Raw genomic sequence first — 25,561 nt, forward strand, 5'->3', positions numbered from 1 at the left:
GTGGCGGTGCCTCAGGCGGCGGCCAGGGCCAGCAGTTTGGTGACGGTGTTCCAGTTACGGGCGGTGGCCGTGACCCCGAGCGGGGCGCGGCTCACCGCGTCGGCGAGCTTGGAGCGGCCGATGCCGCCGGGGCACCACAGATACAGTTCGCGCCCGATCAGGCGGTACTGATCGGGCGCGAACGCGGCCTGGTCGAGTGCGTCGAGCCGGGAGGTGTCGGCCGGCACCGCCGACAGGAACGTGACATGCAGGCTCTTGGGCTCCGGCACGGCCTGCGGAAACGGATTCGCGGCGACGGCGGCCGCCAGCTCGTCACCGGTCCGGACCAGGACCGGCACCGTCAGACCGAGCTCGGCGGCGATCCGCTCATGGAGCACCCGGGCCGTCTCATCCGGCGGCGTACCGGGGTCGGCGAAGACGATATTGCCGGTCTGCAGCAGGACCGAGACGTCCTCGTAGCCCAGCGACTTGGCCAGCTCCAGCTGCTTCGCCTTGGGGAAGGAGTTGTGGCCGCCGACATTGATGCCGCGGAGCAGAGCGATCTGACGGGACATGACACTGCCCTTCGTGAGAGCCGGCCTCGGCGAGGCCGGACGACGGTCGGGATCAGAAGAGCGGGGCGGGCAGCACACCTTCCAGGGCCAGTAGCAGGCGCTTGGTCTCCAGACCGCCGCCGAAGCCGCCGATCCCGCCGTCACTGGCCACGACACGGTGGCAGGGGACGACGACCGGCAGCGGATTGGATCCCATCGCCGCACCCACCGCACGGGCGGCGCCCGGTTCCCCGACCCGGTCGGCGAGGTCCTGATAGCCGACGACGCTGCCATAGGGGACACCGTCGGCCAGGGCCCGCAGGACCCGGGCGGGGAAGCCGGAGGACAGTGACCAGTCCAGGGGGACGGTGAAGGACCGCAGCTCCCCGGCGAAGTACGTGGTCAGCTCGGCCGTGGCCGTCGTCAGATGAGGTATCCCGGCCAGCGGCGGCCCGCCGAAGAACTGCTCCAGACGGGCCAGCGCACCGCGGGTCGTCCGCTCGTCGGCATGGAAGACGACCTGCACCAGGCCCTCCCCGGTCGCGGCGAGCAGCAGCGGGCCGATGGGCGTCGCCAGCCGTCTCCAGGCCCAGTCGCGCCGCGCCGCCGCCTCCGGCGCCGCGTCCGGCCGTGTCGCCGGCCCGGAATCCTGCTCTGCATTCGTCACCTGATCAGGGTAGGACGCACCACTGACAATGCGAGGGGGACGGACCGGCGCCCGCGCCGTCCGTCCCCCTCACCACTGGGCGTTCAGTTGCCGTGCTTCTCCAGGGCGTCGCGCACCACGTCGGGCTTGTTGGTGATGATCCCGTCGACGCCCAGACCGGCGACCTTCACCGCGACCGCCGGATCGTCGACGGTCCAGGTGTACAGGTCCAGCGCCCGGCGGTGCGGGCCCCGCAGACCGTGTACGGCGGCGACGTACTCCCTGGTGACCGCCGTGTGGACGGGGTTGATCTGGTCGCAGTACTTGGCGAACTTCGGGAGGTCGGCGACCGACGGATTGCCGAGGAAGCCCGTCTTCACGTCCGACCGGAGGTTGTGCACGGTCTTGATGGCGTCGGCGTTGAAGCTCTGGATGATCAGGCGCTTCTTCACGTGCTCCTTGCCCAGCCAGCCGGCGCGGCGCAGCTCCGTGAGGGTCTGCAGCTCGATGCCCGGGTAGAGCTCCGGCGACTTGAGCTCCATCAGGAGGCTCTGGTCGTTGTGCTCGACCTCGTCCATGTAGTCCTCAAGGGTCGGCACCCGCTCCCCCCGGAACTTCGGCCCGAACCAGCTGCCCGCGTCCAGTTTCTCGATCTCGTCGAGTGTGAAGTCCGAGACGTTCCACGGGGAGCGCCCGGGGAAGACCTGCTCGACGTTCGTCGTCCGGGCGAGCGAGTTGTCATGGAGGATGACCAGCTCGCCGTCCTTGGTGCGCTGTACGTCGTTCTCGACCCACTCGAATCCGAGCCGGTCGGCCGCGTCGATCGCGGCGAGGGTGTTCTCGGGCGCGATGGACGAGGCGCCGCGGTGGGCGACCGTCAGCGGTGTGTGTCCGGCCGGCGCGGCCTGGGCGGCGGTCGGGGAGAGGACGAGCGTGGACAGACCCATGAGCGCACCGGCGACAACGGTGGCGACGGGGCGAATACGCATACGGGCTCCTCGTGACGTCGTGGACGTGAGCTGACGTGAAGTGACGTGAACCGGTTCGGACGGACAGAGGCTCGCAGCCGGGCCGTAGCGGGAGGCATTCGTGTGGTGTCCGGGGCCTGAACGAGACGTGGCCGGTGTTCCGTTCTGGAGCGTCGCGCAGTTGCAGGATGCCCGGATCAGCCCTGCTACAGACGTACGCTCCGCCGCCGTCCAACTTGCCGGAGGCACGGCATCCGCGCATCTTGGCCGATGATGCGTCACCCCTCGTGTGTCTGACCGGTTTTGGTCGTGCACCTGGCGGAGTGGCCGTCCGGGACGGCCGGTTCCGGGCACGGGCGGGCCGCGCTCACGGACCGCCCTCCGGCGGGAGCGGGGAGCTGCCGGCACGCGGGGCATGTCGTCCGGGGCATCCCGCGTCGCCCTCGCCCCGCGGTGTTCCCTGGCTGTCGGGCAGTGCGACCCCAGCCCACGCGTGCCACCCACCCGCGGTCGCCCCCGGCCCGCCGCGCCGCGGTGCCCGCCGTCCGCCCCGGCCGAGGGCCCCGATCAATAGTCGCCACCGCGTTAAAACCGCAGGTCGGAGCATTGGCCGCATCGATTGTCAGTGCTGGGTCGTACGGTGGATCCCATGCGGCCCGTATCGAAGATCGAACGCACGGTGGCGCCTTTCGAGGTCGTCAGCCCTTACCAGCCCAATGGCGACCAGCCGGCGGCCATCGCCGAGCTGGAGCGGCGCATCCGCGGGGGTGAAAAGGATGTCGTCCTGCTGGGTGCGACCGGCACCGGCAAGTCGGCGACCACCGCGTGGATGATCGAGAAGCTGCAGCGCCCGACACTCGTGATGGCGCCCAACAAGACCCTCGCGGCCCAGCTCGCCAACGAATTCCGCGAGCTGTTGCCGAACAACGCCGTCGAGTACTTCGTCTCCTACTACGACTACTACCAGCCCGAGGCGTACGTCCCGCAGTCCGATACGTACATCGAGAAGGACTCCTCCATCAACGAGGAGGTGGAACGGCTGCGCCACTCCGCGACGAATTCCCTGCTCACCCGGCGTGACGTCGTCGTGGTCGCCTCGGTGTCCTGCATCTACGGCCTGGGCACCCCGCAGGAGTACGTCGACCGGATGGTCCCGCTCAAGGTCGGCGACGAGATCGACCGCGACCAGTTGCTGCGCCGCTTCGTCGACATCCAGTACACCCGCAACGACGTGGCCTTCACCCGCGGCACCTTCCGGGTGCGCGGCGACACCATTGAGATCTTCCCGGTCTATGAAGAGCTGGCCGTGCGGATCGAGATGTTCGGCGACGAGATCGAGGCGCTGTCCACCCTGCACCCGCTCACCGGCGAGGTGATCAGCGACGACCGGGAGCTGTACATCTTCCCGGCCAGCCACTACATCGCGGGCCCCGAGCGCATGGAGAAGGCCATCGCGGGGATCGAGGCCGAGCTGGCGGACAGCCTCGCCACGATGGAGAAGCAGAGCAAGCATCTGGAGGCCCAGCGGCTGCGGATGCGCACCACGTACGACATCGAGATGATGCGGCAGATCGGCTCCTGCTCGGGCATCGAGAACTATTCGATGCACATGGACGGCCGCGAGCCCGGCTCCGCGCCCAACACCCTCATCGACTACTTCCCGGACGACTTCCTCCTGGTCATCGACGAGTCGCATGTCACCGTGCCGCAGATCGGCGCCATGTACGAGGGCGACGCCTCGCGTAAGCGGACCCTGGTCGAGCACGGCTTCCGGCTGCCGTCCGCCCTCGACAACCGGCCGCTGAAGTGGGAAGAGTTCCTGGAGCGCATCGGCCAGACCGTCTATCTGTCCGCGACCCCGGGCCCGTACGAGCTCGCCCGCGGCGACGGCTTCGTGGAGCAGATCATCCGCCCGACCGGCCTGGTCGACCCGGAGGTGGTGGTCAAGCCCACCGACGGTCAGATCGACGACCTGGTGCACGAGATCCGTACGCGCACGGACAAGGATGAGCGCGTCCTGGTCACCACCCTCACCAAGAAGATGGCCGAGGACCTCACGGACTACTTCCTGGAGCTCGGCATCCAGGTCCGCTATCTGCACAGCGATGTGGACACCCTGCGCCGGGTGGAGCTGCTGCGGGAGCTGCGATCGGGTGAGTACGACGTCCTGGTGGGCATCAACCTGCTGCGGGAGGGCCTCGACCTCCCCGAGGTCTCGCTGGTGGCCATTCTGGACGCCGACAAGGAAGGCTTCCTGCGGTCCGGTTCGGCGCTCATCCAGACCATCGGACGTGCGGCGCGCAACGTCTCCGGACAGGTGCACATGTACGCCGACAAGGTCACCCCGGCGATGGAGAAGGCCATCGAGGAGACCAACCGCCGCCGGGAGAAGCAGCTGGCGTACAACAAGGAGAACGGCATCGACCCGCAGCCGCTCCGTAAGAAGATCGGCGACATCGTCGCCACCCTGGCCCGGGAGGAGATCGACACCCAGGAACTGCTGGGCACGGGCTACCGCAAAACGTCCGAGGCCAAGGACGCCAAGGGCAAGGCACCGGTCCCGGCGCTCGGTGCCAAGGGCGCGAAGGGCAAGGGCGGCAAGGCCGGCGCGGAGCTGACGGACCGTCCCGCCGCCGAACTGGCCGCGCTCATCGAGGAGATGACGGAGCGAATGCGCGCCGCCGCGGCGGAGCTGCAGTTCGAGGTCGCCGCCCGGCTGCGCGACGAGGTGGGTGAACTGAAGAAGGAGCTGCGGCAAATGAGGGAGGCCGGGGTGAAGTAAGACGTCCGGCGGGCGCTGAGGGGGAAGTCCGGGGACCGTACGCCGCCGGCCGGTCCGGGTGCGGCCCGCACCGGCCGGTTGCGGGCATCGCCGCACGTGAGCGCGGTGTGCTCAGCGGACCGGTGTGTTGCAGAAGCGCCACAAAACGCGGGCCTTGTGCGCCCCCGGCCCGCCGCCGTGCATAGGGTCGAAGGGCCGCCGGAAGCCGGGCGGGGACAGTACGAGAGAGGGGACGGCGCGTGTCGGTCAATTTGTCCAAGGGCCAGGGCATCAGCCTGCAGAAGTCCGACGGAGGAGCCCTGACCGCGGTGCGGATGGGGCTGGGATGGCGCTCGGCGCCGCGCCGTGGCCTGTTCGGGCGGCGGACCAGCGAAATCGACCTGGATGCCTCGGCGGTGCTGTTCGCCGAGAAGAAGCCGATAGACGTCGTCTTCTTCCAGCACCTGGTCAGCGATGACGGTGCCGTCCGGCACACCGGCGACAACCTGGTCGGCGGCGCGGGCCAGGGTGGCGACGACGAGGCGATCCTGGTCGACCTGGCGCGGCTGCCGGTGCACATCGACCAGATCGTGTTCACCGTCAACTCCTTCACCGGCCAGACCTTCGCCGAGGTGCAGGACGCCTTCTGCCGCCTGGTGGACGAGACCACTGGCCAGGAGCTGGCCCGTTACACCCTCACGGGCGGTGGCGACTACACCGCACAGGTCATGTCCAAGGTGCACCGCACGGCCAACGGCTGGCAGATGACCGCCATCGGTGAGCCCTCCGTCGGCCGCACCTTCCAGGACCTCGTGCCGGCGATCCTGCCGCACCTGTAGCCACCACCGTCGCGGCAGCGCGCACCGGGCCGCGCCGCCGCCGCTCCGGGCCGCGGCCCGGCGTCCGGCCCGGGGAAACTCCACCACTACCAGGGGGAACAACGATGACGGCCGAGCTGGTCCGGGGGCAGAACCATCCGCTGGACCGGACGCGGGTGGAGATCCGGGTCGCGGCGGGCGGTCCCGTCGTGGCCGGGGTCACCCTCGGCGATGAGCAGGGACGACTCTCCGGCGCCGAGGCGGTGGCCCACCCCGGCGCGCCCCGCCGTACCGGCATCGAGGTTCCCCGCCAGGCGGCCGCCGAACACCGCATCGCGGTGGATCTCGACGCGCTGCCCGGCGCCGTCCACCGGGTGAGCGTGCTGCTGGCGCTGCCCAGCGGGATCGGTGGGCTGACCGCCTTCGGTGCCGCCGCCGCGCCCGCCGTCACGGTCACCGGCCTCGACGGGACCGGCCTCGTCCGCTACACGATCACCGGGCTGGGCGCCGAGTCCGCCGTCGTCGCCGTCGAGCTCTACCGCAGGCAGGACGCCTGGAAGGTGCGCGCCGTCGGCCAGGGCTACGCGGACGGCCTCCCGGCGATGCTGCGTGACCAGGGCCTGGCGCAGGCGGCGGAGCTGGCCGCGGAGATCGAGGAAGCGGTCGGCCTGGGTCAGGCCCGTGCGGTCCCCGCGCCCGCTCCCATGACGGCCGGCCGGGCCGAACGACCCGGCACCGGCCCGGCCACCGCGCCCGCCCAGGACCGGCCGTCTCCCGCGCCCACGACGGCAGCTGACGGCCCGGCAGGTTCCGGGGCCGGGACTGGACCCGGAGCCGGGGCGGGGGCCGCAGCCGTAGCAGAGCCCGCATCCGGCCCCGGCACCGGAGCCGGCGCAAAGGCCGCCACCACCAAGGGCGGAGACCTGCCGCCGTCCCCGGCAGACGGCGGCCCCATCGACTACCAGCACCCCCGACGCCGCAGCACCCCAGCCCCATCCGCCGCCCCAGCCCCGTCAGCCTCCTCCGCCTCGCCGCCCACCCCGTCCCCCTCCACCCCGGACGGCCCCCCGCTCCCGGTAGCCGGTGACGCCGCCGGCTGGAGCATGGACGAACGCCTCTACAACCAGGTCTGGGGCATGTTCGAGGATCTGGCGCGCTCGGTCGCCGCCTACCGCAGCGCCGCCGACTTCGCCGAGTCCCGCCTGGAGCAGGAGCTGGACCGGGCCCTTGCCGATCCGCGTAACCGCCTCGGCACGGCGGGCGAGGCCGCCCGCGCCACCGCTCGCGACAAGCACGCCACCCTCGTCACCCAGGCCCGCGCCGCTCTCGACCGCGACCTCGCGCAGCTCATGGCCGAGTCGGAGGTCGTGGAACCCGCGCTGCCGCCCGCCTTCGCCCGCTGGGACAACCCCGTATGGCAGGGCTATCACGTCCCGCAGGAGCGTCCGATGGCGCTGCGCCTGGGCGATCTGCACCTCCCGGAGGTCCTGGACCTGCGCATCCCCATGCTCGTGCGGCTCCCGTTGGAGCGCGGGCTGTGGATCGACAGCGGGCCCGATTCCTACGGCCGCGGCGGCCCCGGCCCGGAGCGCGACATCGGCCGGCGGGAGCTGGCCGGGGCGCTCACGGACGGGCCGCCCGATGAGGCCGAGCTGCGCCGCCTGGCCATGGAGTCGGCCGTCGCGATCGCCGCCCGGCTGCTCGCCATCCACCCCGCCGGTGAGTTCGCGGTCCAGGTCATCGACCCGGGCGGGACCGCCGCGCCCGCGCTGGCGCCCCTGGTGGAGAGCGGTGCGATGCCCGCCTACCCGCTACCCGGCGCCAAGGGCGTGGCGGCCGTACTGGAGGAGCTGACCCGGCGGGTGGAACTCGTCCGGATGGCCGTGCGCCATCGCGCCGCGGACGCCCTGCCGGCGGATCTCGACACCGCCGAGCAGCTGCTGATCGTGCATGACTTCCCGCACGGCTTCGATGACCGTGCCCTCACCCGGCTCCGCTATCTGGCCGACGAGGGGCCGGCCGTCGGGGTGCATCTGATGCTGGTCGCCAACCGCGCCCAGAGCCGCGAGTACGGGCCGGTGCTGGACCCGCTGTGGCGCTCCCTGCTGCGGCTCACTCCGGTGCCCGACGCGCATCTCGCCGATCCCTGGGTCGGCCATGCCTGGACGTACGAGCCCCCGCTCGCCCCACAGGGCAGTCAGGTGGTGCGTCAGGTACTGGGCCGGCTCGCGGAAGCCCGACGGGCCGCCTGACCAGCGACTTTACCTTTTTCTTTACTATTCATTGGTCTTCCTTTACGCTTCTTTGTGCGGAGGGGAGTATTCCCGCTACGACGTACCCGTCATCACGGATTGAGAGTGTGACGAGATCCCGGGGCGTCGGCCCCGTCCCCCTCGGGCGGACGGGGCGGAAGAGACCTCCGGCAGCGACGACGCTGTGAGTGCCGTACGACTTTGCCGGAGGAGCAGTGGACGTTTCCCTGAACCTGTGGGTCCTGACCATCCTTGGTCTCTGCGCCCTGATCGCCGTCGATTTCTTCATCGGCGGCCGCAAACCACACGAGGTCTCCCTCAAGGAGGCCGGAATCTGGACCGGTGTCTGGATCGCCCTGGCCGCGCTGTTCGGCCTCGGGCTGCTGCTGTTCGGCGGCGCCACACCGGCCGGTGAGTTCTTCGCCGGTTTCATCACCGAGAAGTCCCTGAGCGTCGACAACCTCTTCGTCTTCGTGCTGATCATGGCGAAGTTCGCGGTCCCGGCGGTCTACCAGCAGCGGGTGCTGATGGTGGGTGTGCTGATCGCGCTGGTGCTGCGGGCCGGCTTCATCGGTGCGGGCGCCGCGATCATCGCCAACTTCTCCTGGATCTTCTACCTCTTCGGCGCGTTCCTCATCTGGACCGCGTGGAAGCTCATCAAGGAGGCCCGCGCCGAGGAGCAGGACGAGGAGTTCGAGGAGAACCGCTTCCTGAAGATGGTCGAGAAGCGCTTCCCGTCGACCGACCAGTACCACGGCACCAAGCTGTTCATCGTCGAGAACGGCAAGCGGCTGATGACGCCGATGCTGATCGTCATGCTGGCGATCGGTACCACCGACGTCCTCTTCGCCCTGGACTCCATCCCGGCGATCTTCGGCCTCACCCAGGACCCGTACATCGTCTTCACCGCCAACGCCTTCGCCCTGATGGGTCTGCGGCAGCTGTACTTCCTGATCGGCGGCCTGCTCAAGAAGCTGGTCCACCTCTCGTACGGCCTGTCGGTCATCCTGGGCTTCATCGGCGTGAAGCTGGTGCTGCACGCCCTGCACGAGTCCGGGGTGCCCGTTCCGGAGATCAGCATTCCGGTCTCGCTGGGCGTCATCTGCGCCGTCCTGGTCGTGACCACCTTCACCAGCCTCCACGCCTCGAAGAAGCAGGCCGCGGCAGAGGCTTCGGCAAAGGAACACATAGACGCCTGAGCCGGCGCCTACGGGCCCGGAACGGCGTCGGCGGCGCCCGGCACCCACTCCTCCTGGAGCGGGGCCGGGCGCCGCCGCCATATGGCGGGAAGACACCCGTCAGTCGCGCACTTCCGTGCGGCCCGCCGTCTCTGCGGGCCGCACTCCTACCACCCCCGCTCGCGCCACTGGGCGAGCTGGGGGCGTTCCGCGCCGAGGGTGGTGTCGTTGCCGTGGCCCGGATAGACCCAGGTCTCGTCGGGAAGTTCGCCGAAGAGTTTGCGTTCCACGTCGTCGATGAGGGTGGCGAAGTTCTCGGCGCTGCCGAAGGTGTTGCCGACGCCGCCGGGGAACAGGCAGTCCCCGGTGAACAGATGGGGGGCGCCGTGCGGGTCGTCGTAGACCAGCGCGATGCTGCCCGGGGTGTGCCCGACCAGGTGGCGCGCGGTCAGTTCGACCCGGCCGACGGTGAGGGTGTCGCCGTCCTCGACCAGCACGTCCGTGGGGACGGGGATGCCCTCGGCGTCATACCGCCCCGCGTAGGTCCGCGCGCCCGTCGCCTCGACGACCTCGCCCAGCGCGCCCCAGTGGTCACCGTGCCGGTGGGTGGTGACCACCGAGGCGATACCGCTGTCGCCGATCAGTGCGAGAAGGGTGTGCGGCTCGGCGGCCGCGTCGATCAGCAGTTGCTCATCGGTCGCCCGGCACCGCAGCACATAGGCGTTGTTGTTCATCGGACCGACCGCGACCTTGGAAATCATCAGGTCGGTCAGCTCGTGCACGTCGGCCGGTCCGCCGACCTTCACTGCTCCGCTGTAGCCCATGTGACCACTCTAAAGCGGGGGTACGACAGGCAGGCCGGAGCCGTGGCCGTCCAGTTCGCCGCCGTCGCCGCGGCCGGTGAGCCAGCCGACCAGCGCGGTCGCGGAGCCCGTCACCACCAGGGGCGCGGCCGCGGCGTCCGGCCCGGTGGCCGTGCGGCCGGTGCGCCAGCGGCGGCCGTCGTCGGCCCGCAGCTCCAGAGGGGGCAGATCCGGATGCCCGGCAAACTTGATCGCGGACAGAAAGTCCAGCTCACGGTCGACGAACGCGGACGACAGCTGGTCGACGGTGTGGCCGACGCCCAGGTCGACATGGTGCAGTTCGAGCTCGGCCAGCCGGCGCAGCGGCAGCCGGTCGGCCCGTTCGACGACGCCGTTGCGCATCTCGACCTCGAACGCCCGGCGGGCCTCGGGCAGCGCCTCCATTGCCGCCTCGAACCGCCTGGCGCTCTCCTTGAGATCCTCCAGCTGCGCCGCCAGTGGCCGGTCCGCGCCCCATTCGATATCGCGTTCGCGGGCCTCGGCACTGGCGTACATCGGTGTCCGTACGTCCGTACGCGCCCAGGTGAGGAGATTGCCCAGCGCGTCCGCGTTGCGCGCCAGATGGGCGAGGACATGGCCGCGGGTCCAGCCGGGGAGCAGCGACGGCTCGCCGATCGCCGTGTCGTCGAGCTTGCTCACCGAGACCAGGAGCCGGTCGGTGGCCTCGCGGACGGCGGACACATCGTGCGGGAAGTCAGGCGGGGTGAGGGTCATGGTCCGACGCTAGCGCCGTCGGGGCGGGTGCGGGAGTCGGCCGGCGCCGGTCGGGGCGTACGCGGGCGGGGCGGGTGGCGCGAATCAGCCGGCCGGGCCGGCCGGTCCGCGCCACCCGCCGCGGTGGTCAGGCCGCCGAGGCGTCCGGTGCGCCGAACCAGCTCCGGAGTGCCGCGTCCAGATCGTCCCCGGTATACGGGGCGCCGGAGTCCGCCGCCCAGGCGGTGCTGCCGTCCGGCCGCACCAGCAGACCGGCCAGGCCGGGCCGTTCGGGGCAGCGCGCGGTGCGCACCCGCACCCGGTCGCCGTAGCCCGTGGCGCGTTCGCGCACCACGGCGTCATCGGCGAGATCGAGCAACAGCCCGCGCCCGTCGTGCAGATGGTCGGCGAGCCGGGTGCCGTCGGAGAGCGCCAGGTCCGGTGCGCTGCGGCCGGTCAGCGGATGGTCGCCGGGCAGGTCGTAGCGCTGCCCGGCCCCGGAGATCTTCTTGGCGAAGAACGTGGTGGCGGCGGCGGTCCCGGTCAGTTCCGCGATCACCCCGCGCAGCGCCTGTGTATGCGACTCCGGCCGCATCAGGGCCACTTGGGCCCGGGTCCACTCCAGCACCCACGCGCCCAGGGGGTGCCGCTCGGCGGTGTATGTGTCGAGCAGGCCCTCCGGTGCCCGGCCGCGCACCGTGGCGGCCAGTTTCCAGCCGAGGTTCATCGCGTCCCCGATGCCCAGGTTCAGCCCCTGGCCGCCGAACGGCGAGTGCACATGCGCCGCGTCACCGGCCAGTAGTACCCGTCCGGAGCGGTAGTCGGGCACCTGGCGCGCGTTGTCCGTGAACCGGGTCGCCGAGATCACCTTGTGGATCCTGACGTCCGGCACCCCGGAAACCTTGCGCAGGGACTTCTCCAACTCCCCGGCGGTGACGGGGGCTTCGCGGTCCTCGGGTGGCCCGTCGAATTCCACGGTGAGGATCCGGCCGGGCATCGGCCCGTGGGCATACGTTCCGGTGTCCGTCCAATTCCAGCCGGCTCCCAGCGCCTCGGCGCCGGTCATCTCCACCAGGGCCTGATGGCCGGTGATCTCGGGGGGCGTTCCAGGGAACGGGAAGCCGGCGAGCCGACGGACCGTACTGCGGCCGCCGTCGCAGCCGACCAGCCACCCGGTGCGCAGCGACCCGTCCGAGGTGTGGACGTGTATGCCGTCGTCGCCTGCGTCGAAGCCGGTCAGGGTCACCCCGCGGCGCAGGTCGACGCCCAACTCGGCGGCGCGGGCGCCGAGCAGCCGTTCCAGGGCCTCCTGCGGTACGAGACCGACCTCGCCGGCGGGACCCTGGCCGTCGAAGTCCGGGTCGGACTCGTCCAGCAGATCACCGCGCAGCATGATGCCCGCGAAGTGCCCGGCGAATTTCGGCGGCTGCCGCACCGAGGAGGCTCCGGCGGCCTGCCGCTGTCGCAGGAACGAGCTGAACCTCTCCAAGGCCGCGCGCTGTGCCTCCACCAGGCCGGGCAGCATCCCGCGCCGGTAAAACGCCTCCGAACTGGGGAAGTTGATGCCCCCTGCCTTGATCTTCGTATCCACCTCGGTCAGCCGCTCCAGGACGATCACCGGGACATCTGCCAGGGCGAGTTCGCAGGCGAGCATCAGCCCCACCGGGCCGCCCCCCGCCACCACTACGTCTGCGTCATACGTCATGGGCATAAGTGTAGTGACTAAAAAATTGTTGCGGCTAAAACGTGGCCTAAAATTCCGGCCATGATGGACGAGGAACGGCGCGGCGGTAAGCGGGCGACGGGCGGTCGGCGGGCTGCGGACGGCGAGCGGTCGGCGGGACGGCAGCCGGAGGCCGGCTTCGCGGATACCGGCTTCGCGGTGGCGGAGGAGCGGCTGACGCTCCGCGAGCGCAAGAAACTGCGTACCCGGCAGCGGATCTCCGGCGAGGCCACGGTGCTGTTCATCCGGCACGGCTTCGACCAGGTCACCGTCGCCGAGGTGGCCCGCGCCGCCGAGGTGTCGACGATGACGGTCTTTAATTACTTCCCGCGCAAGGAGGATCTCTTCCTCGACCGGATCCCCGAGGCGCGGGAGTTGATCGTCCGTGCCGTACGGGGGCGCGGTGCGGGGGAGTCGCCGCTCGCCGCGCTGCGGCGGCTCGTGCTCGGCCTGCTGGCGGAGCGGCATCCGCTGGCCGGGGCGGGGGAGGGGTTCGAGCACTTCTGGCGCACGGTGCTGGACTCGCCGGCGCTGCGGGCGCGCGGGCGGGAGGCGGTCGAGGAGATGGAGAACACGCTCGCCGCGCTGCTCGCCGAGGCCGCGGGCGGCGACGCGGACCGGCCCGATCATGACGCCCGGCTGGGGGCGGGGCTGATCATCGCGGCGATCCGGGTCGCCTACGTCGATGCCGCGGCCCGGCAACTCGGGGGTGACCCGGTGGACGAGGTCGCCGTTGAGCAGGCGGAGGTGCTGCGGCGCACGTTCGAGGCGCTGGAGCGGGCCCTGCCCGGCTTCGCCTGACGCGGGCGTTTCCGCAGCGTACGGGCGTGTGGCGGGGCGGGAAGATTGTGCGGCCGCCACACGTTCGGGTGAAGAGGGCTTGCGAGTCCGGTAAATCGAATGGGCGTGCTATAAGCTCGTGTGTGGCATCCCAACGACAGTGCCGCGGCGGGCCCCATACTCTGGGGCGGGGCTCCGCTCCGCTTCGCCGCCTCTGCTCATTCACCGAGCGGCGGACGCAGAGCCGCGGCCCCCGCCCCCCTCCAAGAAAGGTGCCGACCGGCGTGGCCGACCGTCTCATCGTCCGTGGCGCTCGCGAGCACAACCTCAAGAACGTCTCGCTCGACCTCCCCCGCGACTCCCTCATCGTCTTCACGGGGCTCTCCGGGTCGGGCAAGTCCTCGCTCGCCTTCGACACGATCTTCGCCGAGGGGCAGCGGCGTTATGTCGAGTCGCTCTCCTCCTATGCCCGGCAGTTCCTCGGGCAGATGGACAAGCCCGATGTGGATTTCATCGAGGGCCTGTCCCCCGCGGTATCGATCGACCAGAAGTCGACCTCGCGCAACCCGCGCTCGACGGTCGGCACGATTACCGAGGTCTACGACTACCTCCGGCTGCTCTTCGCCCGGGTCGGCAAACCGCACTGTCCCGAGTGCGGACGGCCGATCGCCCGGCAGTCGCCGCAGGCCATCGTCGACAAGGTGCTGGAGCTGCCCGAGGGCAGCCGCTTCCAGGTGCTCTCCCCTCTGGTGCGCGAGCGCAAGGGCGAGTTCGTCGATCTCTTCTCCGACCTCCAGACCAAGGGCTACAGCCGGGCACGGGTCGACGGGGAGACGATCCATCTCGCCGAGCCGCCGAAGCTGAAGAAGCAGGAGAAGCACACCATCGAGGTGGTCGTCGACCGCCTCACGGTCAAGGAGACCGCCAAGCGGCGGCTGACCGACTCCGTCGAGACGGCCCTCGGGCTCTCCGGAGGCATGGTCATCCTCGACTTCGTCGACCTGGAGCCGGACGACCCGCAGCGCGAGCGGATGTATTCGGAGCATCTGTACTGCGCCTACGACGACCTCTCCTTCGAGGAGCTGGAGCCCCGCTCCTTCTCCTTCAACTCGCCCTTCGGCGCCTGCCCGGACTGCACCGGTATCGGTACGCGCATGGAGGTCGACCCCGAGCTGATCGTCCCCGACGAGGACCGCTCCCTCGACGAGGGCGCCATCCACCCCTGGTCGCACGGGCACACCAAGGAGTACTTCGGCCGCCTGGTCGGTGCGCTGGCGGACGCCCTCGGATTCCGTACGGACATCCCCTGGGCCGGGCTGCCGGCCCGCGCCAAGAAGGCCCTGCTGCACGGCCACAAGACCCAGATCGAGGTGCGCTACCGCAACCGGTACGGCCGCGAGCGGGCCTACACCACCCCCTTCGAGGGCGCCGTGCCGTTCGTCAAGCGGCGGCACTCCGAAGCGGAGAGCGACAGCAGCAGGGAGCGCTTCGAGGGCTATATGCGCGAGGTGCCCTGCCCGACCTGTGACGGCACCCGGCTCAAGCCGATCGTGCTCGCCGTCACGGTCCAGCAGAAGTCGATCGCCGATGTCGCGGCCATGTCGATCAGCGACTGTGCCGACTTCCTGCGGGAAATGAAGCTCACCGCGCGAGAGAAGAAGATCGCCGAGCGGGTCCTCAAGGAGGTCAACGAGCGGCTGAAGTTCCTGGTCGACGTCGGCCTGGACTACCTCTCCCTGAACCGCGCGGCCGGCACCCTCTCCGGCGGTGAGGCCCAGCGCATCCGCCTCGCCACCCAGATCGGCTCCGGCCTGGTGGGCGTGCTCTACGTCCTGGACGAGCCCTCGATCGGTCTGCACCAGCGCGACAACCACCGGCTGATCGAGACCCTGGTGCGGCTGCGCGACATGGGCAACACCCTGATCGTCGTGGAGCACGACGAGGACACCATCAAGGTCGCCGACTGGGTCGTGGACATCGGCCCGGGGGCCGGTGAGCACGGCGGCAAGGTCGTGCACAGCGGCCCGATGAAGCAGCTGCTGACCAACAAGGACTCGATCACCGGTCAGTATCTGTCCGGCAAGAAGGCCATCGCGACACCGGACATCCGGCGGCCCGCCGACCCGGTGCGGCAGCTGACCGTGCACGGTGCGAAGGAGAACAACCTCCGCGACATCGACGTCTCCTTCCCGCTCGGGGTGTTCTCCGCCGTCACCGGAGTCTCCGGCTCCGGCAAGTCGACGCTGGTCAACGACATCCTCTACACCCACCTCGCGCGCGAGCTGAACGGCGCCAAGTCGGTGCCGGGCCGGCACACCCGGGTCGCCGGGGACGATCTGGTGGACAAGGTCGTGCATGTCGACCAGTCGCCGATCGGCCGCACCCCGCGCTCCAACCCGGCCACCTACACCGGCGTCTTCGACCATGTCCGCAAGCTCTTCGCGGAGACGATGGAGGCCAAGGTCCGCGGCTATCTGCCGGGGCGCTTCTCCTTCAACGTCAAGGGCGGCCGCTGCGAGAACTGCTCCGGCGACGGCACGATCAAGATCGAGATGAACTTCCTGCCGGATGTCTATGTGCCGTGCGAGGTCTGCCACGGGGCGCGCTACAACCGGGAGACCCTGGAGGTCCACTACAAGGGCAAGTCCATCGCCGAGGTGCTGGACATGCCCATCGAGGAGGCGCTGAGCTTCTTCGAGGCGGTGCCGACCATCTCCCGGCATCTCAAGACGCTCAACGAGGTCGGTCTCGGCTATGTCCGGCTCGGGCAGTCCGCGCCGACGCTCTCCGGTGGTGAGGCGCAGCGCGTCAAGCTGGCCAGCGAGCTCCAGAAGCGCTCCACGGGCAGCACGGTCTATGTCCTCGACGAGCCGACCACCGGTCTGCACTTCGACGACATCAGCAAGCTGATCAATGTGCTGTCCGGCCTGGTCGACAAGGGCAACACGGTGATCGTCATCGAGCACAACCTCGATGTGATCAAGACGGCCGACTGGGTCATCGACATGGGCCCCGAGGGCGGCAACGGAGGCGGTCTGGTCGTCGCCGAAGGCACCCCGGAGGACATCGCGTCCATCCCGGCCAGCCACACCGGCAAGTTCCTGCGGGAGATCCTCGGCGACCGCGTCAGCGATGCCGCGCCGGTGAAGGCGTCCGCCAAGAAGCCGGTGGCCAAGAAGACCGCAGTGAAGAAGGCGGCCGCGAAGAAGACCGTGGCCACGAAGACCACGGCGCGGACCCGCCGCACCTCCTGACGCCTGCGGGCTGATGCCTACGGGCTGACGCCAGCGGGCCGTAACGGGCCGTACCCGCCGGGCCGTCACCGCTCTCCGTACGACGGGGGCGGTGGCGGCCCGCCCTGGTGAAGACAGGCCCTACGCCACGACCTCCGTGGCGAACGGCGGCTCCGCGCCCGCCCGTGAGCAGGTGACGGCGGCCGCGCGGGCGGCGAAGCGCAGGATGTCATGCCAGTCCTCGGGGCCGAGGGCGGCTACGGCGCTGCGCGAGAGGGCATCGTGGGCGCCCAGCCGGTGCAGCAGCGCGGCGTTGACCGTGTCGCCGGCGCCGATGGTGTCGACGACGGTGACCCGCTCGCCGGGCACCGTCAGCTCCCCGCCCCCCGGCGTCAGCACTGTCAGCCCGTCCCCGCCATGAGTGAGGACGATCGCCGCGGGCCCCTCGGCCAGCCACCCCTTGGCCGCCGCGAGGACCGCGTCCCGCCCGTCGCCCACGGCACCGCCCGCCTCCTCGCCGGACCCCGCCAGCCACAGGGCGTCCTCCTCGGAGAGCTTCAGCAGGGCGAGGTCGGGGAGCCAGGAGCGGAAGCGAGCCCGGTAGGCGTCCGGGTCGGGGATCAGACCCGGCCGGATGTTGGGGTCGAGGGCGGTGAAGACGCCGCGCCGGGCCTCACGGCGCAGCAGGGACTCATAGGCGGTCGCGCCCGGCTCCAGGACGAGTGAGCAGGTGCCCAGGGAGAGCGCCCGGACCGTGGCGGGCAGCTCCGGCGGCAAGGTGAAGAGCCGGTCGGCGGTGCCGTCGGCATAGAAGCCGTAGCCCGCCGAGCCGTCCGGGCTGATGTCCGCCACGGCAAGGGTGGTCGGCTCACCGCCGCGCTGCACCAGCGACGTGTCCACTCCATCGCCGCGCAGCCCGTCCAGCAGCGCCTCGCCGAAGGCGTCGGTCGAGATCCGGGAGCAGAACGCGGTGGGCGAGCCCAGCCGCCCCAGCGCGACCGCGGTGTTGTACGGGCCGCCGCCGCGCCGCGGCAGCAACGCCGGCAACGGGCCGTCCGGCACGGGGGCGCCGCCGTCGGGGGAGGGCGGGAGCGGGCTCTGCGGGCTGGGGACGAGGTCGATCAGTGCCTCGCCGGCGACGACGATCACGGGGTGCGGTTCCTTTCCTGGGTAGCCTGAGCTACGGCCGGGCGCGTGGCCGGGGCGGGTTCGGGGCAGCCGCACGACGTACGGTGCACAAAGGTGCAGGGGAGGCGGAGGGTGCGCGGAGGCCGGTCCGGCTCCGCCAGACGTTCCAGCAGCAGCCGGACCGCCGCCGCCCCGATGTCCTTGCTGGGCTGGGCGATCGCGGTCAGCCGGGGCGTGAACAGTTCCGCCCACGAGAAGTCGTCGAAGCAGGCCAGCGCGGTATCGCGGGGCACCTCCCGGCCCAGCTCGCGCAGCGCCCGCAGCGCGCCGATGGTCATCGCGTTGTTGGCGGTGACGATCGCGGTGGGCGGTTTGTCCGTGGCGAGCAGCTGTCGGGTGGCGGCCTGGGCGCCCGCCGCCTCGGAGTTGCCGCCCGCGAGGAGTGCGGGCGCGAAGGGCAGGCCGCGGGCGCGCAGCCCCTCGCGGTAACCCTCGACGCGCTCGGCCGTGGTGCTCAGCCCGGGAAGGCCGGCCACCAGGCCGATCCGGGTGTGTCCCAAGTCGGCCAGATGCTCTACCAGTTGGCGCGCCGGGCCGGTGTTCTCGGCGCACACCTGGTCGTACGCGTCGCCGACCAGCCGGTCCAGGAAGACCGTGGGCACCGAGCGCCGGGCCAGATACTCCACCATCTCCGACGGCTCCGCGGAGGGCGCGACGATCACGCCGTCCACCCGTCGCTCGTGCAGCAGCTGCACGACCGTGCGCTCGTGCCGCGGGTCGTCGTGCGGATCGGCGATCAGCAGGCTGTAACCGGCCGCCAGGGCACCGGCCTCGACGCCCTGGAGGATCTCGGTGAAGTACGGGTTGCTGATCGCGGAGACCGCGAGGCCGATCGAGCGGGTGCGGGAGGTGACCAGGGAGCGGGCCAGGGTGTTGTGGGTGTAGCCGAGGTCGTCGATGGCGCCGAGCACCGCGGCGCGGGTGCCGGGGCGCACCGGCCGGGTGCCGTTCAGCACGTGCGAGACCGTGGCGACGGAGACACCTGCCCGCCGGGCCACATCCGCCATCGTCGTCATTCGGTCCTCCCCCCGGGGGTGCGGCACCAGGGTGGTGCCCGGCCTTCCCGGGCCTCGTGGCTCGCGGCTGATGCCTTATGTCTCGCGGCTCGTCCCGCGAAGACCCCACACTACGAGCACTCGACCCTATACGTAAACGCTTACGTAAGCGTTTACGCCCAGCGGCCGCCCCGGTGCCCGCCCCGGTGCCCGGCCCGGGGGGAAGCGGAACGATCTGCGCCGGTATCGTCGGGAGCCGCCGCGTCTGACCCCGTACCCCCGTCCCTCCACGGCCCCCGACGCCCTGACCTCTGGAGCAGCCATGAGCCAGTCCCCCGACCGCCGAACCGTGCTGCGGGGGGCCGCGCTCGCCGGGGCCACCGGCCTCGGGCTGACGGCCTGCTCATCGGGTGACTCGGGCGCGAACGCCTCGGCGCTGCCCGACGGGCCGGTCGACCTCGGGGCCGCCGCGGAGGTGCCGGTCGGCGGTGCCAAGCTCTACCGCGAGGACCGGCTCCTGGTGTCGCAGCCCGCCAAGGGCACCTACAAGTGCTTCAGCGCCAAGTGCACCCACGCCGGCTGCATCCTGTCCGACGTCGAGAAGAAGGAGGGCAGCTGCCCCTGCCACGGCAGCCGCTTCGACGTCACCACCGGTGAGGTCCTCCAGGGCCCGGCGACCGAGCCGCTGCCCGAGGTGCCGGTCAAGTCCAAGGGCGGCAAGCTGATCGCGGGCTGAGGGGGCGCTGCGACCGCCGGGCGCCCTGCTGTCAGTAGTCGGACGGGCGGCAACTCCGGCTCCTATGTCGCCGATTGGCTTCGCCAGGAGGTCGTGTGGAGCGAGCCCGACGCCGGACGGCCGAGAGAGACTCGCATCCAGTGCTCCTCCGGCGGCGGCCATATGCACGTGGTCTATGGCTATGACACAGATCGAAACTGGGTTTACCGGGGTGATCGCTGAACGACCAACTTCCGCTACAACTAGGTCGATTTCGATTACTACGTGAACGGAAGCTCCTTCTCCTGGACGCACTCCCTCCACCGGATAGGAGCCTGAGGCCATGACGAAGCGCACCGCCGTCCGTACCACCCTTCGCGCCGTCGCCACAGGAGCGTTCGCGACCACCCTCACCGGCCTCGCCCCGCAGGCCGCACCCGCCCCCCTGCCGCAGGCCCCATCCCGTGCGAGCATCCCCGCCGCCCACGAAGCGGTCGCCGCCGACGGCCGCACGGCCTCCGTATGGACCGTGCGGCCGGGCGCCGCCTGGAAGGTCGTCAATATCGCCGACGGTGACGACGAGACCCGCCACGCCAAGGGGGTGGCGAGGGCCTACGGGGACAGACTGCCGGGCTCCGCGTACGAGCGGCGCGGCGAGGCCGGCGGCTACGGGCCCGAGGCCGCCGCCGGTGCCGAGAAGCACCGGGCGCAGCCGGCGCGGGCCCAGCGGCCCGTCACGGCGGGCGCGTTCACGGTCGCCTGCCTGCCGGTGACCGCGGCCACGACCGTGGCGGGCGCCGCCGCCCTGCTGGCCCTGGGCCTGTCCGCCTCGGCGGCCCTGCGCCGACGACGCAGCGGGTGACCTGGAGCGCCAGGTTTTGCGGGGGAGGGGCAGGGGGCGAGGGGTGGGTCCGGGGATGGGGGGAGAGCCACAGGAACGCCGTCGGTCCCGGCCGTGATTGTCGGTGGTGGTCAGTAGGGTGGTGTGCATGGCAGACCCCAGCAGCTATCGACCCAAGCCGGGACAGATCCCCGACTCGCCGGGGGTCTATAAGTTCCGCGACGAGCACGGCCGGGTCATCTACGTCGGCAAGGCCAAGAGCCTGCGCCAGCGTCTGGCCAACTACTTCCAGGACCTGGCCGGCCTGCATCCGCGTACCCGCACGATGGTCACCACCGCCGCCTCCGTGGAGTGGACCGTCGTCACCACCGAGGTCGAGGCGCTCCAGCTCGAATACACCTGGATCAAGGAGTTCGACCCCCGCTTCAACGTCAAGTACCGCGACGACAAGAGCTATCCGTATCTCGCGGTGACCCTCAACGAGGAGTTCCCGCGCGTCCAGGTCATGCGCGGCGCCAAGAAGAAGGGCGTGCGCTACTTCGGTCCATACGGGCACGCCTGGGCCATTCGCGAGACCGTCGACCTGATGCTCCGCGTCTTCCCCGTACGGACCTGCTCCGCCGGTGTCTTCAAACGGTCCGCCCAGATCGGCCGCCCCTGCCTGCTCGGCTACATCGGCAAGTGCTCGGCCCCCTGCGTCGGCCGGATCTCCGCCGGAGAACACCGTGAACTCGCCGAGGAGTTCTGCGACTTCATGGCCGGCCGCACCGGCGCCTACCTCCGCCGTCTGGAGCGTCAGATGCAGGAGGCGGCAGAGGAGATGGAGTACGAGCGCGCCGCCCGGCTGCGGGACGACATAGGGGCGCTCAAGCGGGCCATGGAGAAGAGCGCCGTGGTGCTCGCCGACGCCACCGACGCCGATCTGATCGCCCTCGCCGAGGACGAGCTGGAGGCCGCCGTCCAGATCTTCCACGTCCGCGGCGGGCGGGTGCGCGGCCAGCGCGGCTGGGTCACCGACAAGGTCGAGGCCGTCACCACCGGCGACCTGGTCGAGCACGCCCTCCAGCAGCTGTACGGCGAGGAGCAGGGCGACGCCGTCCCCAAGGAGGTGCTGGTCCCGGCGCTCCCCGACCCTGTCGACCCGATCGCCCAGTGGCTCTCCGGGCGCCGCGGCTCCCAGGTCTCGCTGCGTATCCCGCAGCGCGGCGACAAGAAGGACCTGATGGCCACGGTCGCCCGTAATGCCCAGCAGGCCCTGGCGCTGCACAAGACCAAGCGCGCCTCCGACCTGACCACCCGCTCCCGCGCCCTGGAGGAGATCGCCGAGGCCCTCGGCCTGGATTCGGTGCCGCTCCGTATCGAGTGCTTCGACATCTCCCACCTCCAGGGCGATGACGTCGTCGCCTCGATGGTGGTGTTCGAGGACGGTCTCGCCCGGAAGAGCGAATACCGCCGTTTCCAGATCAAGACCTTCCAGGGCCAGGACGATGTCCGGTCCATGCACGAGGTCATCGGCCGCCGCTTCAAGCGCTATCTCCAGGAGAAGCAGAAGGCCGGCGAGTGGACGGAGGAGCCGGCCGGGGACGCCCGCGTCGATGACAACGGCGCCACGGCCGCCACCGTCGCCGCGGGCCCGGACGATCCGGAGCCGGACCCCATGGCCGGCCGCCCGACCGACGAGGACGGCCGCCCCAAGCGCTTCGCCTACCCGCCCCAGCTGGTGGTCGTCGACGGCGGTGCCCCGCAGGTCGCGGCCGCCCGCCGGGCCCTGGACGAGCTCGGTATCGACGATGTCGCCGTGTGCGGCCTGGCCAAGCGCCTCGAAGAGGTCTGGCTGCCGGAGGACGACGACCCGGTGGTGCTGCCGCGCAGCAGCGAGGGGCTCTACCTCCTCCAGCGCGTCCGGGACGAGGCACACCGCTTCGCGATCACCTACCAGCGCAGCAAGCGCGGCAAGCGGCTGAAGTCCTCGCCGCTCGACGCCGTCGCCGGACTGGGCGAGAGCCGCCGCCAGGCGCTGCTCAAGCACTTCGGCTCGCTGAAGAAGCTGCGGGCCGCGACGGTGGAGGAGATCTGCGAGGTTCCGGGGGTCGGCCGTAAAACGGCGGAGACGGTCGCCGCGGCGCTGGCCGGGGCGGCACCGTCCGCCCCCGCGGTGAACACCGCCACAGGAGAGATCATTGAGGATGACGGGGCCCCACCGGCCGCGTTGTCAGCAGAACGGGGGCAGGACCGATGAGTACACCGCACGAAACGCAGGAAACCGAGAGAGACGGTGCACAGGTGAGTACGGGCACGACCGACCAGGGCGAGAGCGCCGCGATCCCCGAGTTGGTGATCATCTCCGGGATGTCCGGCGCCGGCCGCAGCACGGCCGCGAAGTGCCTGGAGGACCTCGGCTGGTTCGTGGTCGACAACATCCCGCCCGAGCTGATCGCGCCGATGGTCGAGCTGGGCGCCCGCTCGCAGGGCAATGTCGCCCGGATCGCGGTCGTCGTCGACGTCCGCGGCCGCCGCTTCTTCGCCAACCTCAAGGAATCGCTGGCCACCCTCGACGCGCAGAACGTCAAGCGCCGCATCGTCTTCCTGGAGTCCTCCGACGAGGCCCTGGTGCGCCGCTTCGAATCGGTGCGCCGCCCGCACCCCCTCCAGGGCGACGGCCGGATCGTCGACGGCATCGCCGCCGAACGCGATCTGCTGCGTGAACTGCGCGGCGACGCCGACCTGGTCATCGACACCTCCAGCCTCAACGTCCATGAACTGCGCGCCAAGATGGACGCCCAGTTCGCCGGCGAGGAGGTCCCCGAGCTGCGCGCCACGGTCATGTCCTTCGGCTTCAAGTACGGCCTCCCGGTCGACGCCGACATGGTCATCGACTGCCGCTTCATCCCCAACCCGCACTGGGTCCCCGAGCTGCGCCCGTTCACCGGTCTCAACGACGAGGTCTCCAGCTACGTCTTCAGCCAGCCCGGCTCCAAGGAGTTCCTGGACGGCTACGCCGAGCTGCTGCGGATCGTCGCCGAGGGCTACCGCCGGGAGGGCAAGCGCTATGTGACCATCGCCGTGGGTTGCACGGGCGGCAAGCACCGCAGCGTCGCGATGTCCGAGAAGCTCGGCCGCCGCCTGGTGTCCGAAGGGGTGGAAACCGTCATCGTCCACCGGGACATGGGGCGCGAGTGAGCAGGCGTGCACCGCGGCTGCGGCGGGTCCGCCGGTTCGTCCCCAGCGGCCGTATGACGAAGGGCGCCACCCCCAAGGTGGTGGCACTGGGCGGCGGTATGGGCCTGTCCGCCTCGCTGACCGCGCTGCGCCGTATCACCGGCGATCTGACCGCCGTGGTCACGGTCGCCGATGACGGCGGCTCCAGCGGCCGGCTCCGCGATGAGCTCGGCGTGCTGCCGCCCGGCGATCTGCGCAAGGCGCTGGCCGCGCTGTGCGGCGACGACGACTGGGGCCAGACCTGGTCCCGGGTGATCCAGCACCGCTTCACCAGCGAGGGCGAGCTGCATGACCACGCGGTCGGCAATCTGCTGATCGTGGCCCTGTGGGAGCAGCTCGGCGACCATGTCCAGGCGCTCGACCTGGTCGGCAAGCTGCTCGGCGCGCACGGCCGGGTGCTTCCCATGTCGGCGGTGCCCCTGGAGCTCCAGGCCCAGGTCAGGGGGCATGACCAGGACCACCCTGACGAGATCACGACGGTCCGCGGCCAGGCCACCGTCGCGCTCACCCGTGGCGAGGTCCAGTCCGTCCATGTGGTCCCCGAGGAACCGCCGGCCGTCCCGGAGGCCGTCGCCGCGGTGCGGGACGCCGACTGGGTGGTGCTCGGCCCCGGCTCCTGGTTCTCGTCCGTGATCCCGCATCTGCTGGTGCCGGAGCTGCGCGAGGCGCTGGAGGAGACCAAGGCCCGAAAGGTCCTTTCGCTCAACCTTGCGCCCCAACCGGGCGAAACCGATGGCTTCTCCCCGCAGCGTCATTTGGAGGTTTTGGCCCGACACGCCCCTAAACTCGCCTTCGACGTGGTGCTGGCCGACAAGGACGCCGTGCCCGACATCGAGGGTCTGACCGCTGCCGCCAAGCAGCTGGTCGGCAGCGAGGTCGAGCTCGCGGCGGTCGCCGCACAAGGAGACGACGCCCGGCCGCGCGCCGGTGGAGCCCCCGACCGGCACGACCCGGAGCTGCTGGCAGCCGCGTACGACCGTATTTTTCGGATGCATGGAAGGATCGGCCCATGGCGATGACGGCAGCGGTGAAGGATGAAATCTCCCGGCTCCCCGTCACCCGGACCTGCTGCCGGAAGTCGGAGGTCTCGTCGATCCTGCGGTTCGCGGGCGGTCTGCACCTGGTCAGCGGGCGCATCGTGATCGAGGCGGAGCTGGACACGGGCATCGCCGCCCGGCGGCTGCGCAAGGACATCCTGGAGATCTTCGGGCACAGCTCCGACCTGGTGGTGATGGCCCCCGGCGGCCTGCGGCGCGGCAGCCGCTACGTCGTACGGGTGGTGGCCGGCGGTGATCAGCTGGCGCGCCAGACCGGCCTGGTGGACGGCCGCGGCCGTCCCATCCGCGGGCTGCCTCCACAGGTGGTCTCCGGCGCGACCTGTGACGCCGAGGCGGCCTGGCGCGGCGCCTTCCTGGCGCACGGCTCGCTGACCGAACCGGGCCGCTCCTCGTCCCTGGAGGTCACCTGCCCCGGGCCCGAAGCGGCGCTCGCGCTGGTCGGCGCCGCCCGCCGGCTCGGCATCGGCGCCAAGGCCCGTGAGGTGCGCGGGGTGGACCGCGTCGTGGTCCGTGACGGTGACGCGATCGGTGCCCTGCTGACGCGGCTCGGCGCCCATGAGTCGGTGCTCGCGTGGGAGGAGCGGCGGATGCGCCGCGAGGTCCGCGCCACCGCCAACCGCCTCGCCAACTTCGACGACGCCAACCTCCGCCGCTCGGCGCGCGCCGCGGTCGCCGCGGGCGCCCGGGTCCAGCGGGCCCTGGAGATCCTGGGCGAGGAGGTCCCCGAGCACCTCGCGGCGGCCGGCCGGCTGCGCATGGAGCACAAGCAGGCGTCGCTGGAGGAGCTGGGCGCCCTCGCCGACCCGCCGCTGACCAAGGACGCGGTCGCCGGCCGGATCCGCCGGCTGCTGGCGATGGCCGACAAGCGCGCTCAGGACCTCGGCATCCCCGGCACCGAATCCAACCTCACCGAGGAGCTCGCGGAGGGCATGGTCGGCTGACGACCGGTGCCTCGTACCCCGCCGGACATCCCCTTCGCACCCCGCCGGACATCCCCTCGCGCCCCCGGCGTCACTTCCCGAACGGTGCCGTCGGGGGAGGCGCGGGCGGGCGCGCGCGAGGGCAGTTCACACCGCTCGTTTGAGGGGCCTGGAGCG

General features: G+C 71.0%; 20 protein-coding genes. 12 read left to right on the plus strand and 8 right to left on the minus strand.

Annotation, left to right across the window (positions count from 1 at the left end):
• Positions 1-11: 11 nt before the first annotated feature.
• From STRTU_RS27250 to STRTU_RS27260, 3 genes are all read right to left on the minus strand, one after another.
• Entirely contained in the window at positions 12-554 is a 543-nt protein-coding gene (locus tag STRTU_RS27250; RefSeq protein ID WP_159747282.1) for a DUF1697 domain-containing protein, read from the minus strand.
• A 52-nt stretch (positions 555-606) separates the two neighbouring features.
• Positions 607-1,200: a methylated-DNA--[protein]-cysteine S-methyltransferase gene (locus STRTU_RS27255; RefSeq protein WP_159747283.1), complete on the minus strand. Its 594-nt coding sequence runs from the start codon at positions 1,198-1,200 to the stop codon at positions 607-609.
• Between the two features lie 83 nt (positions 1,201-1,283).
• Positions 1,284-2,168, minus strand: a complete 885-nt coding sequence (locus STRTU_RS27260) for a glycerophosphodiester phosphodiesterase (protein WP_159747284.1) — start codon at positions 2,166-2,168, stop codon at positions 1,284-1,286.
• Between the two features lie 628 nt (positions 2,169-2,796).
• Between STRTU_RS27260 and uvrB the strand changes: the two genes are divergently transcribed.
• The 4 genes from uvrB (at position 2,797) to STRTU_RS27280 (ending at position 9,177) form a co-directional block, all read left to right on the plus strand.
• Complete coding sequence (uvrB, locus tag STRTU_RS27265) at positions 2,797-4,929, plus strand: excinuclease ABC subunit UvrB (protein ID WP_159747285.1); 2,133 nt, start codon at positions 2,797-2,799, stop codon at positions 4,927-4,929.
• A gap of 239 nt (positions 4,930-5,168) precedes the next feature.
• Positions 5,169-5,747 carry a TerD family protein gene (locus STRTU_RS27270; protein WP_159747286.1) on the plus strand — a complete coding sequence of 193 codons (579 nt, stop codon included), beginning with the start codon at positions 5,169-5,171 and terminating at the stop codon, positions 5,745-5,747.
• Positions 5,748-5,851: 104 nt separating this feature from the next.
• Entirely contained in the window at positions 5,852-7,978 is a 2,127-nt protein-coding gene (locus STRTU_RS27275) for a TerD family protein (RefSeq protein ID WP_159747287.1), read from the plus strand.
• A 215-nt stretch (positions 7,979-8,193) separates the two neighbouring features.
• A complete protein-coding gene (locus STRTU_RS27280) occupies positions 8,194-9,177 on the plus strand; it encodes a TerC family protein (protein ID WP_159747288.1) in 984 nt (327 codons plus the stop codon).
• A 146-nt stretch (positions 9,178-9,323) separates the two neighbouring features.
• Here the strand turns inward: STRTU_RS27280 and STRTU_RS27285 are convergent, their stop codons facing one another.
• From STRTU_RS27285 to STRTU_RS27295, 3 genes are all read right to left on the minus strand, one after another.
• Positions 9,324-9,980, minus strand: a complete 657-nt coding sequence (locus STRTU_RS27285) for an MBL fold metallo-hydrolase (protein ID WP_159747289.1) — start codon at positions 9,978-9,980, stop codon at positions 9,324-9,326.
• Between the two features lie 9 nt (positions 9,981-9,989).
• Entirely contained in the window at positions 9,990-10,733 is a 744-nt protein-coding gene (locus tag STRTU_RS27290) for a maleylpyruvate isomerase family mycothiol-dependent enzyme (RefSeq protein ID WP_159747290.1), read from the minus strand.
• A 127-nt stretch (positions 10,734-10,860) separates the two neighbouring features.
• Positions 10,861-12,423, minus strand: a complete 1,563-nt coding sequence (locus STRTU_RS27295) for an FAD-dependent monooxygenase (protein WP_371873684.1) — start codon at positions 12,421-12,423, stop codon at positions 10,861-10,863.
• Positions 12,424-12,477: 54 nt separating this feature from the next.
• Here STRTU_RS27295 and STRTU_RS27300 point away from each other — a divergent pair, with 54 nt between their 5' ends.
• Both STRTU_RS27300 and uvrA read left to right on the plus strand, forming a co-directional pair.
• Complete coding sequence (locus STRTU_RS27300) at positions 12,478-13,236, plus strand: TetR/AcrR family transcriptional regulator (RefSeq protein WP_159747292.1); 759 nt, start codon at positions 12,478-12,480, stop codon at positions 13,234-13,236.
• A 263-nt stretch (positions 13,237-13,499) separates the two neighbouring features.
• Positions 13,500-16,469, plus strand: a complete 2,970-nt coding sequence (gene uvrA, locus STRTU_RS27305) for an excinuclease ABC subunit UvrA (RefSeq protein ID WP_159747293.1) — start codon at positions 13,500-13,502, stop codon at positions 16,467-16,469.
• 120 nt (positions 16,470-16,589) lie between these two features.
• Here uvrA and STRTU_RS27310 read toward each other — a convergent pair whose 3' ends face one another.
• Both STRTU_RS27310 and STRTU_RS27315 read right to left on the minus strand, forming a co-directional pair.
• Entirely contained in the window at positions 16,590-17,597 is a 1,008-nt protein-coding gene (locus STRTU_RS27310; RefSeq protein ID WP_159747294.1) for a carbohydrate kinase family protein, read from the minus strand.
• On the minus strand, positions 17,594-18,652 hold the full coding sequence (locus STRTU_RS27315) for a LacI family DNA-binding transcriptional regulator (RefSeq protein WP_159747295.1): 1,059 nt from the start codon (positions 18,650-18,652) through the stop codon (positions 17,594-17,596). The genes STRTU_RS27310 and STRTU_RS27315 overlap by 4 nt, the downstream gene beginning before the upstream one ends.
• 301 nt (positions 18,653-18,953) lie before the next feature.
• On the opposite strand from STRTU_RS27315, the gene STRTU_RS27320 reads away from it, so the two are divergent.
• The 6 genes from STRTU_RS27320 (at position 18,954) to whiA (ending at position 25,405) form a co-directional block, all read left to right on the plus strand.
• On the plus strand, positions 18,954-19,367 hold the full coding sequence (locus tag STRTU_RS27320; RefSeq protein WP_159747296.1) for a Rieske (2Fe-2S) protein: 414 nt from the start codon (positions 18,954-18,956) through the stop codon (positions 19,365-19,367).
• A 322-nt stretch (positions 19,368-19,689) separates the two neighbouring features.
• Positions 19,690-20,208 (plus strand): hypothetical protein, encoded by a 519-nt coding sequence (locus tag STRTU_RS27330; RefSeq protein ID WP_159747297.1) that lies wholly within the window; start codon positions 19,690-19,692, stop codon positions 20,206-20,208.
• A gap of 127 nt (positions 20,209-20,335) precedes the next feature.
• A complete protein-coding gene (gene uvrC, locus STRTU_RS27335) occupies positions 20,336-22,426 on the plus strand; it encodes an excinuclease ABC subunit UvrC (protein WP_159747298.1) in 2,091 nt (696 codons plus the stop codon).
• Positions 22,423-23,367, plus strand: coding sequence for an RNase adapter RapZ (rapZ, locus tag STRTU_RS27340; protein ID WP_159747299.1), 945 nt, complete (start codon positions 22,423-22,425; stop codon positions 23,365-23,367). Before uvrC ends, rapZ begins: the two co-directional genes overlap by 4 nt.
• Positions 23,364-24,425, plus strand: a complete 1,062-nt coding sequence (locus STRTU_RS27345; RefSeq protein ID WP_159747300.1) for a gluconeogenesis factor YvcK family protein — start codon at positions 23,364-23,366, stop codon at positions 24,423-24,425. Before rapZ ends, STRTU_RS27345 begins: the two co-directional genes overlap by 4 nt.
• Positions 24,416-25,405, plus strand: a complete 990-nt coding sequence (gene whiA / locus STRTU_RS27350) for a DNA-binding protein WhiA (RefSeq protein WP_018091880.1) — start codon at positions 24,416-24,418, stop codon at positions 25,403-25,405. The genes STRTU_RS27345 and whiA overlap by 10 nt, the downstream gene beginning before the upstream one ends.
• The last annotated feature ends 156 nt before the right edge of the window (positions 25,406-25,561 follow it).

This window comes from Streptomyces tubercidicus (assembly GCF_027497495.1).
Taxonomy (GTDB): Bacteria; Actinomycetota; Actinomycetes; order Streptomycetales; family Streptomycetaceae; genus Streptomyces; species Streptomyces tubercidicus.

Bases quoted from the DNA above. Each gene is read 5' to 3' on its own strand.
- rapZ (WP_159747299.1), top strand. From the start codon at position 22,423: ATGAGTACACCGCACGAAACGCAGGAAACCGAGAGAGACGGTGCACAG.
- STRTU_RS27295 (WP_371873684.1), bottom strand. From the start codon at position 12,423: ATGCCCATGACGTATGACGCAGACGTAGTGGTGGCGGGGGGCGGCCCG.
- STRTU_RS27320 (WP_159747296.1), top strand. From the start codon at position 18,954: ATGAGCCAGTCCCCCGACCGCCGAACCGTGCTGCGGGGGGCCGCGCTC.
- STRTU_RS27315 (WP_159747295.1), bottom strand. From the start codon at position 18,652: ATGACGACGATGGCGGATGTGGCCCGGCGGGCAGGTGTCTCCGTCGCC.
- uvrB (WP_159747285.1), top strand. From the start codon at position 2,797: ATGCGGCCCGTATCGAAGATCGAACGCACGGTGGCGCCTTTCGAGGTC.
- STRTU_RS27250 (WP_159747282.1), bottom strand. From the start codon at position 554: ATGTCCCGTCAGATCGCTCTGCTCCGCGGCATCAATGTCGGCGGCCAC.
- STRTU_RS27275 (WP_159747287.1), top strand. From the start codon at position 5,852: ATGACGGCCGAGCTGGTCCGGGGGCAGAACCATCCGCTGGACCGGACG.
- whiA (WP_018091880.1), top strand. From the start codon at position 24,416: ATGGCGATGACGGCAGCGGTGAAGGATGAAATCTCCCGGCTCCCCGTC.
- uvrC (WP_159747298.1), top strand. From the start codon at position 20,336: ATGGCAGACCCCAGCAGCTATCGACCCAAGCCGGGACAGATCCCCGAC.
- STRTU_RS27285 (WP_159747289.1), bottom strand. From the start codon at position 9,980: ATGGGCTACAGCGGAGCAGTGAAGGTCGGCGGACCGGCCGACGTGCAC.
- STRTU_RS27300 (WP_159747292.1), top strand. From the start codon at position 12,478: ATGATGGACGAGGAACGGCGCGGCGGTAAGCGGGCGACGGGCGGTCGG.
- STRTU_RS27290 (WP_159747290.1), bottom strand. From the start codon at position 10,733: ATGACCCTCACCCCGCCTGACTTCCCGCACGATGTGTCCGCCGTCCGC.
- STRTU_RS27330 (WP_159747297.1), top strand. From the start codon at position 19,690: ATGACGAAGCGCACCGCCGTCCGTACCACCCTTCGCGCCGTCGCCACA.
- STRTU_RS27260 (WP_159747284.1), bottom strand. From the start codon at position 2,168: ATGCGTATTCGCCCCGTCGCCACCGTTGTCGCCGGTGCGCTCATGGGT.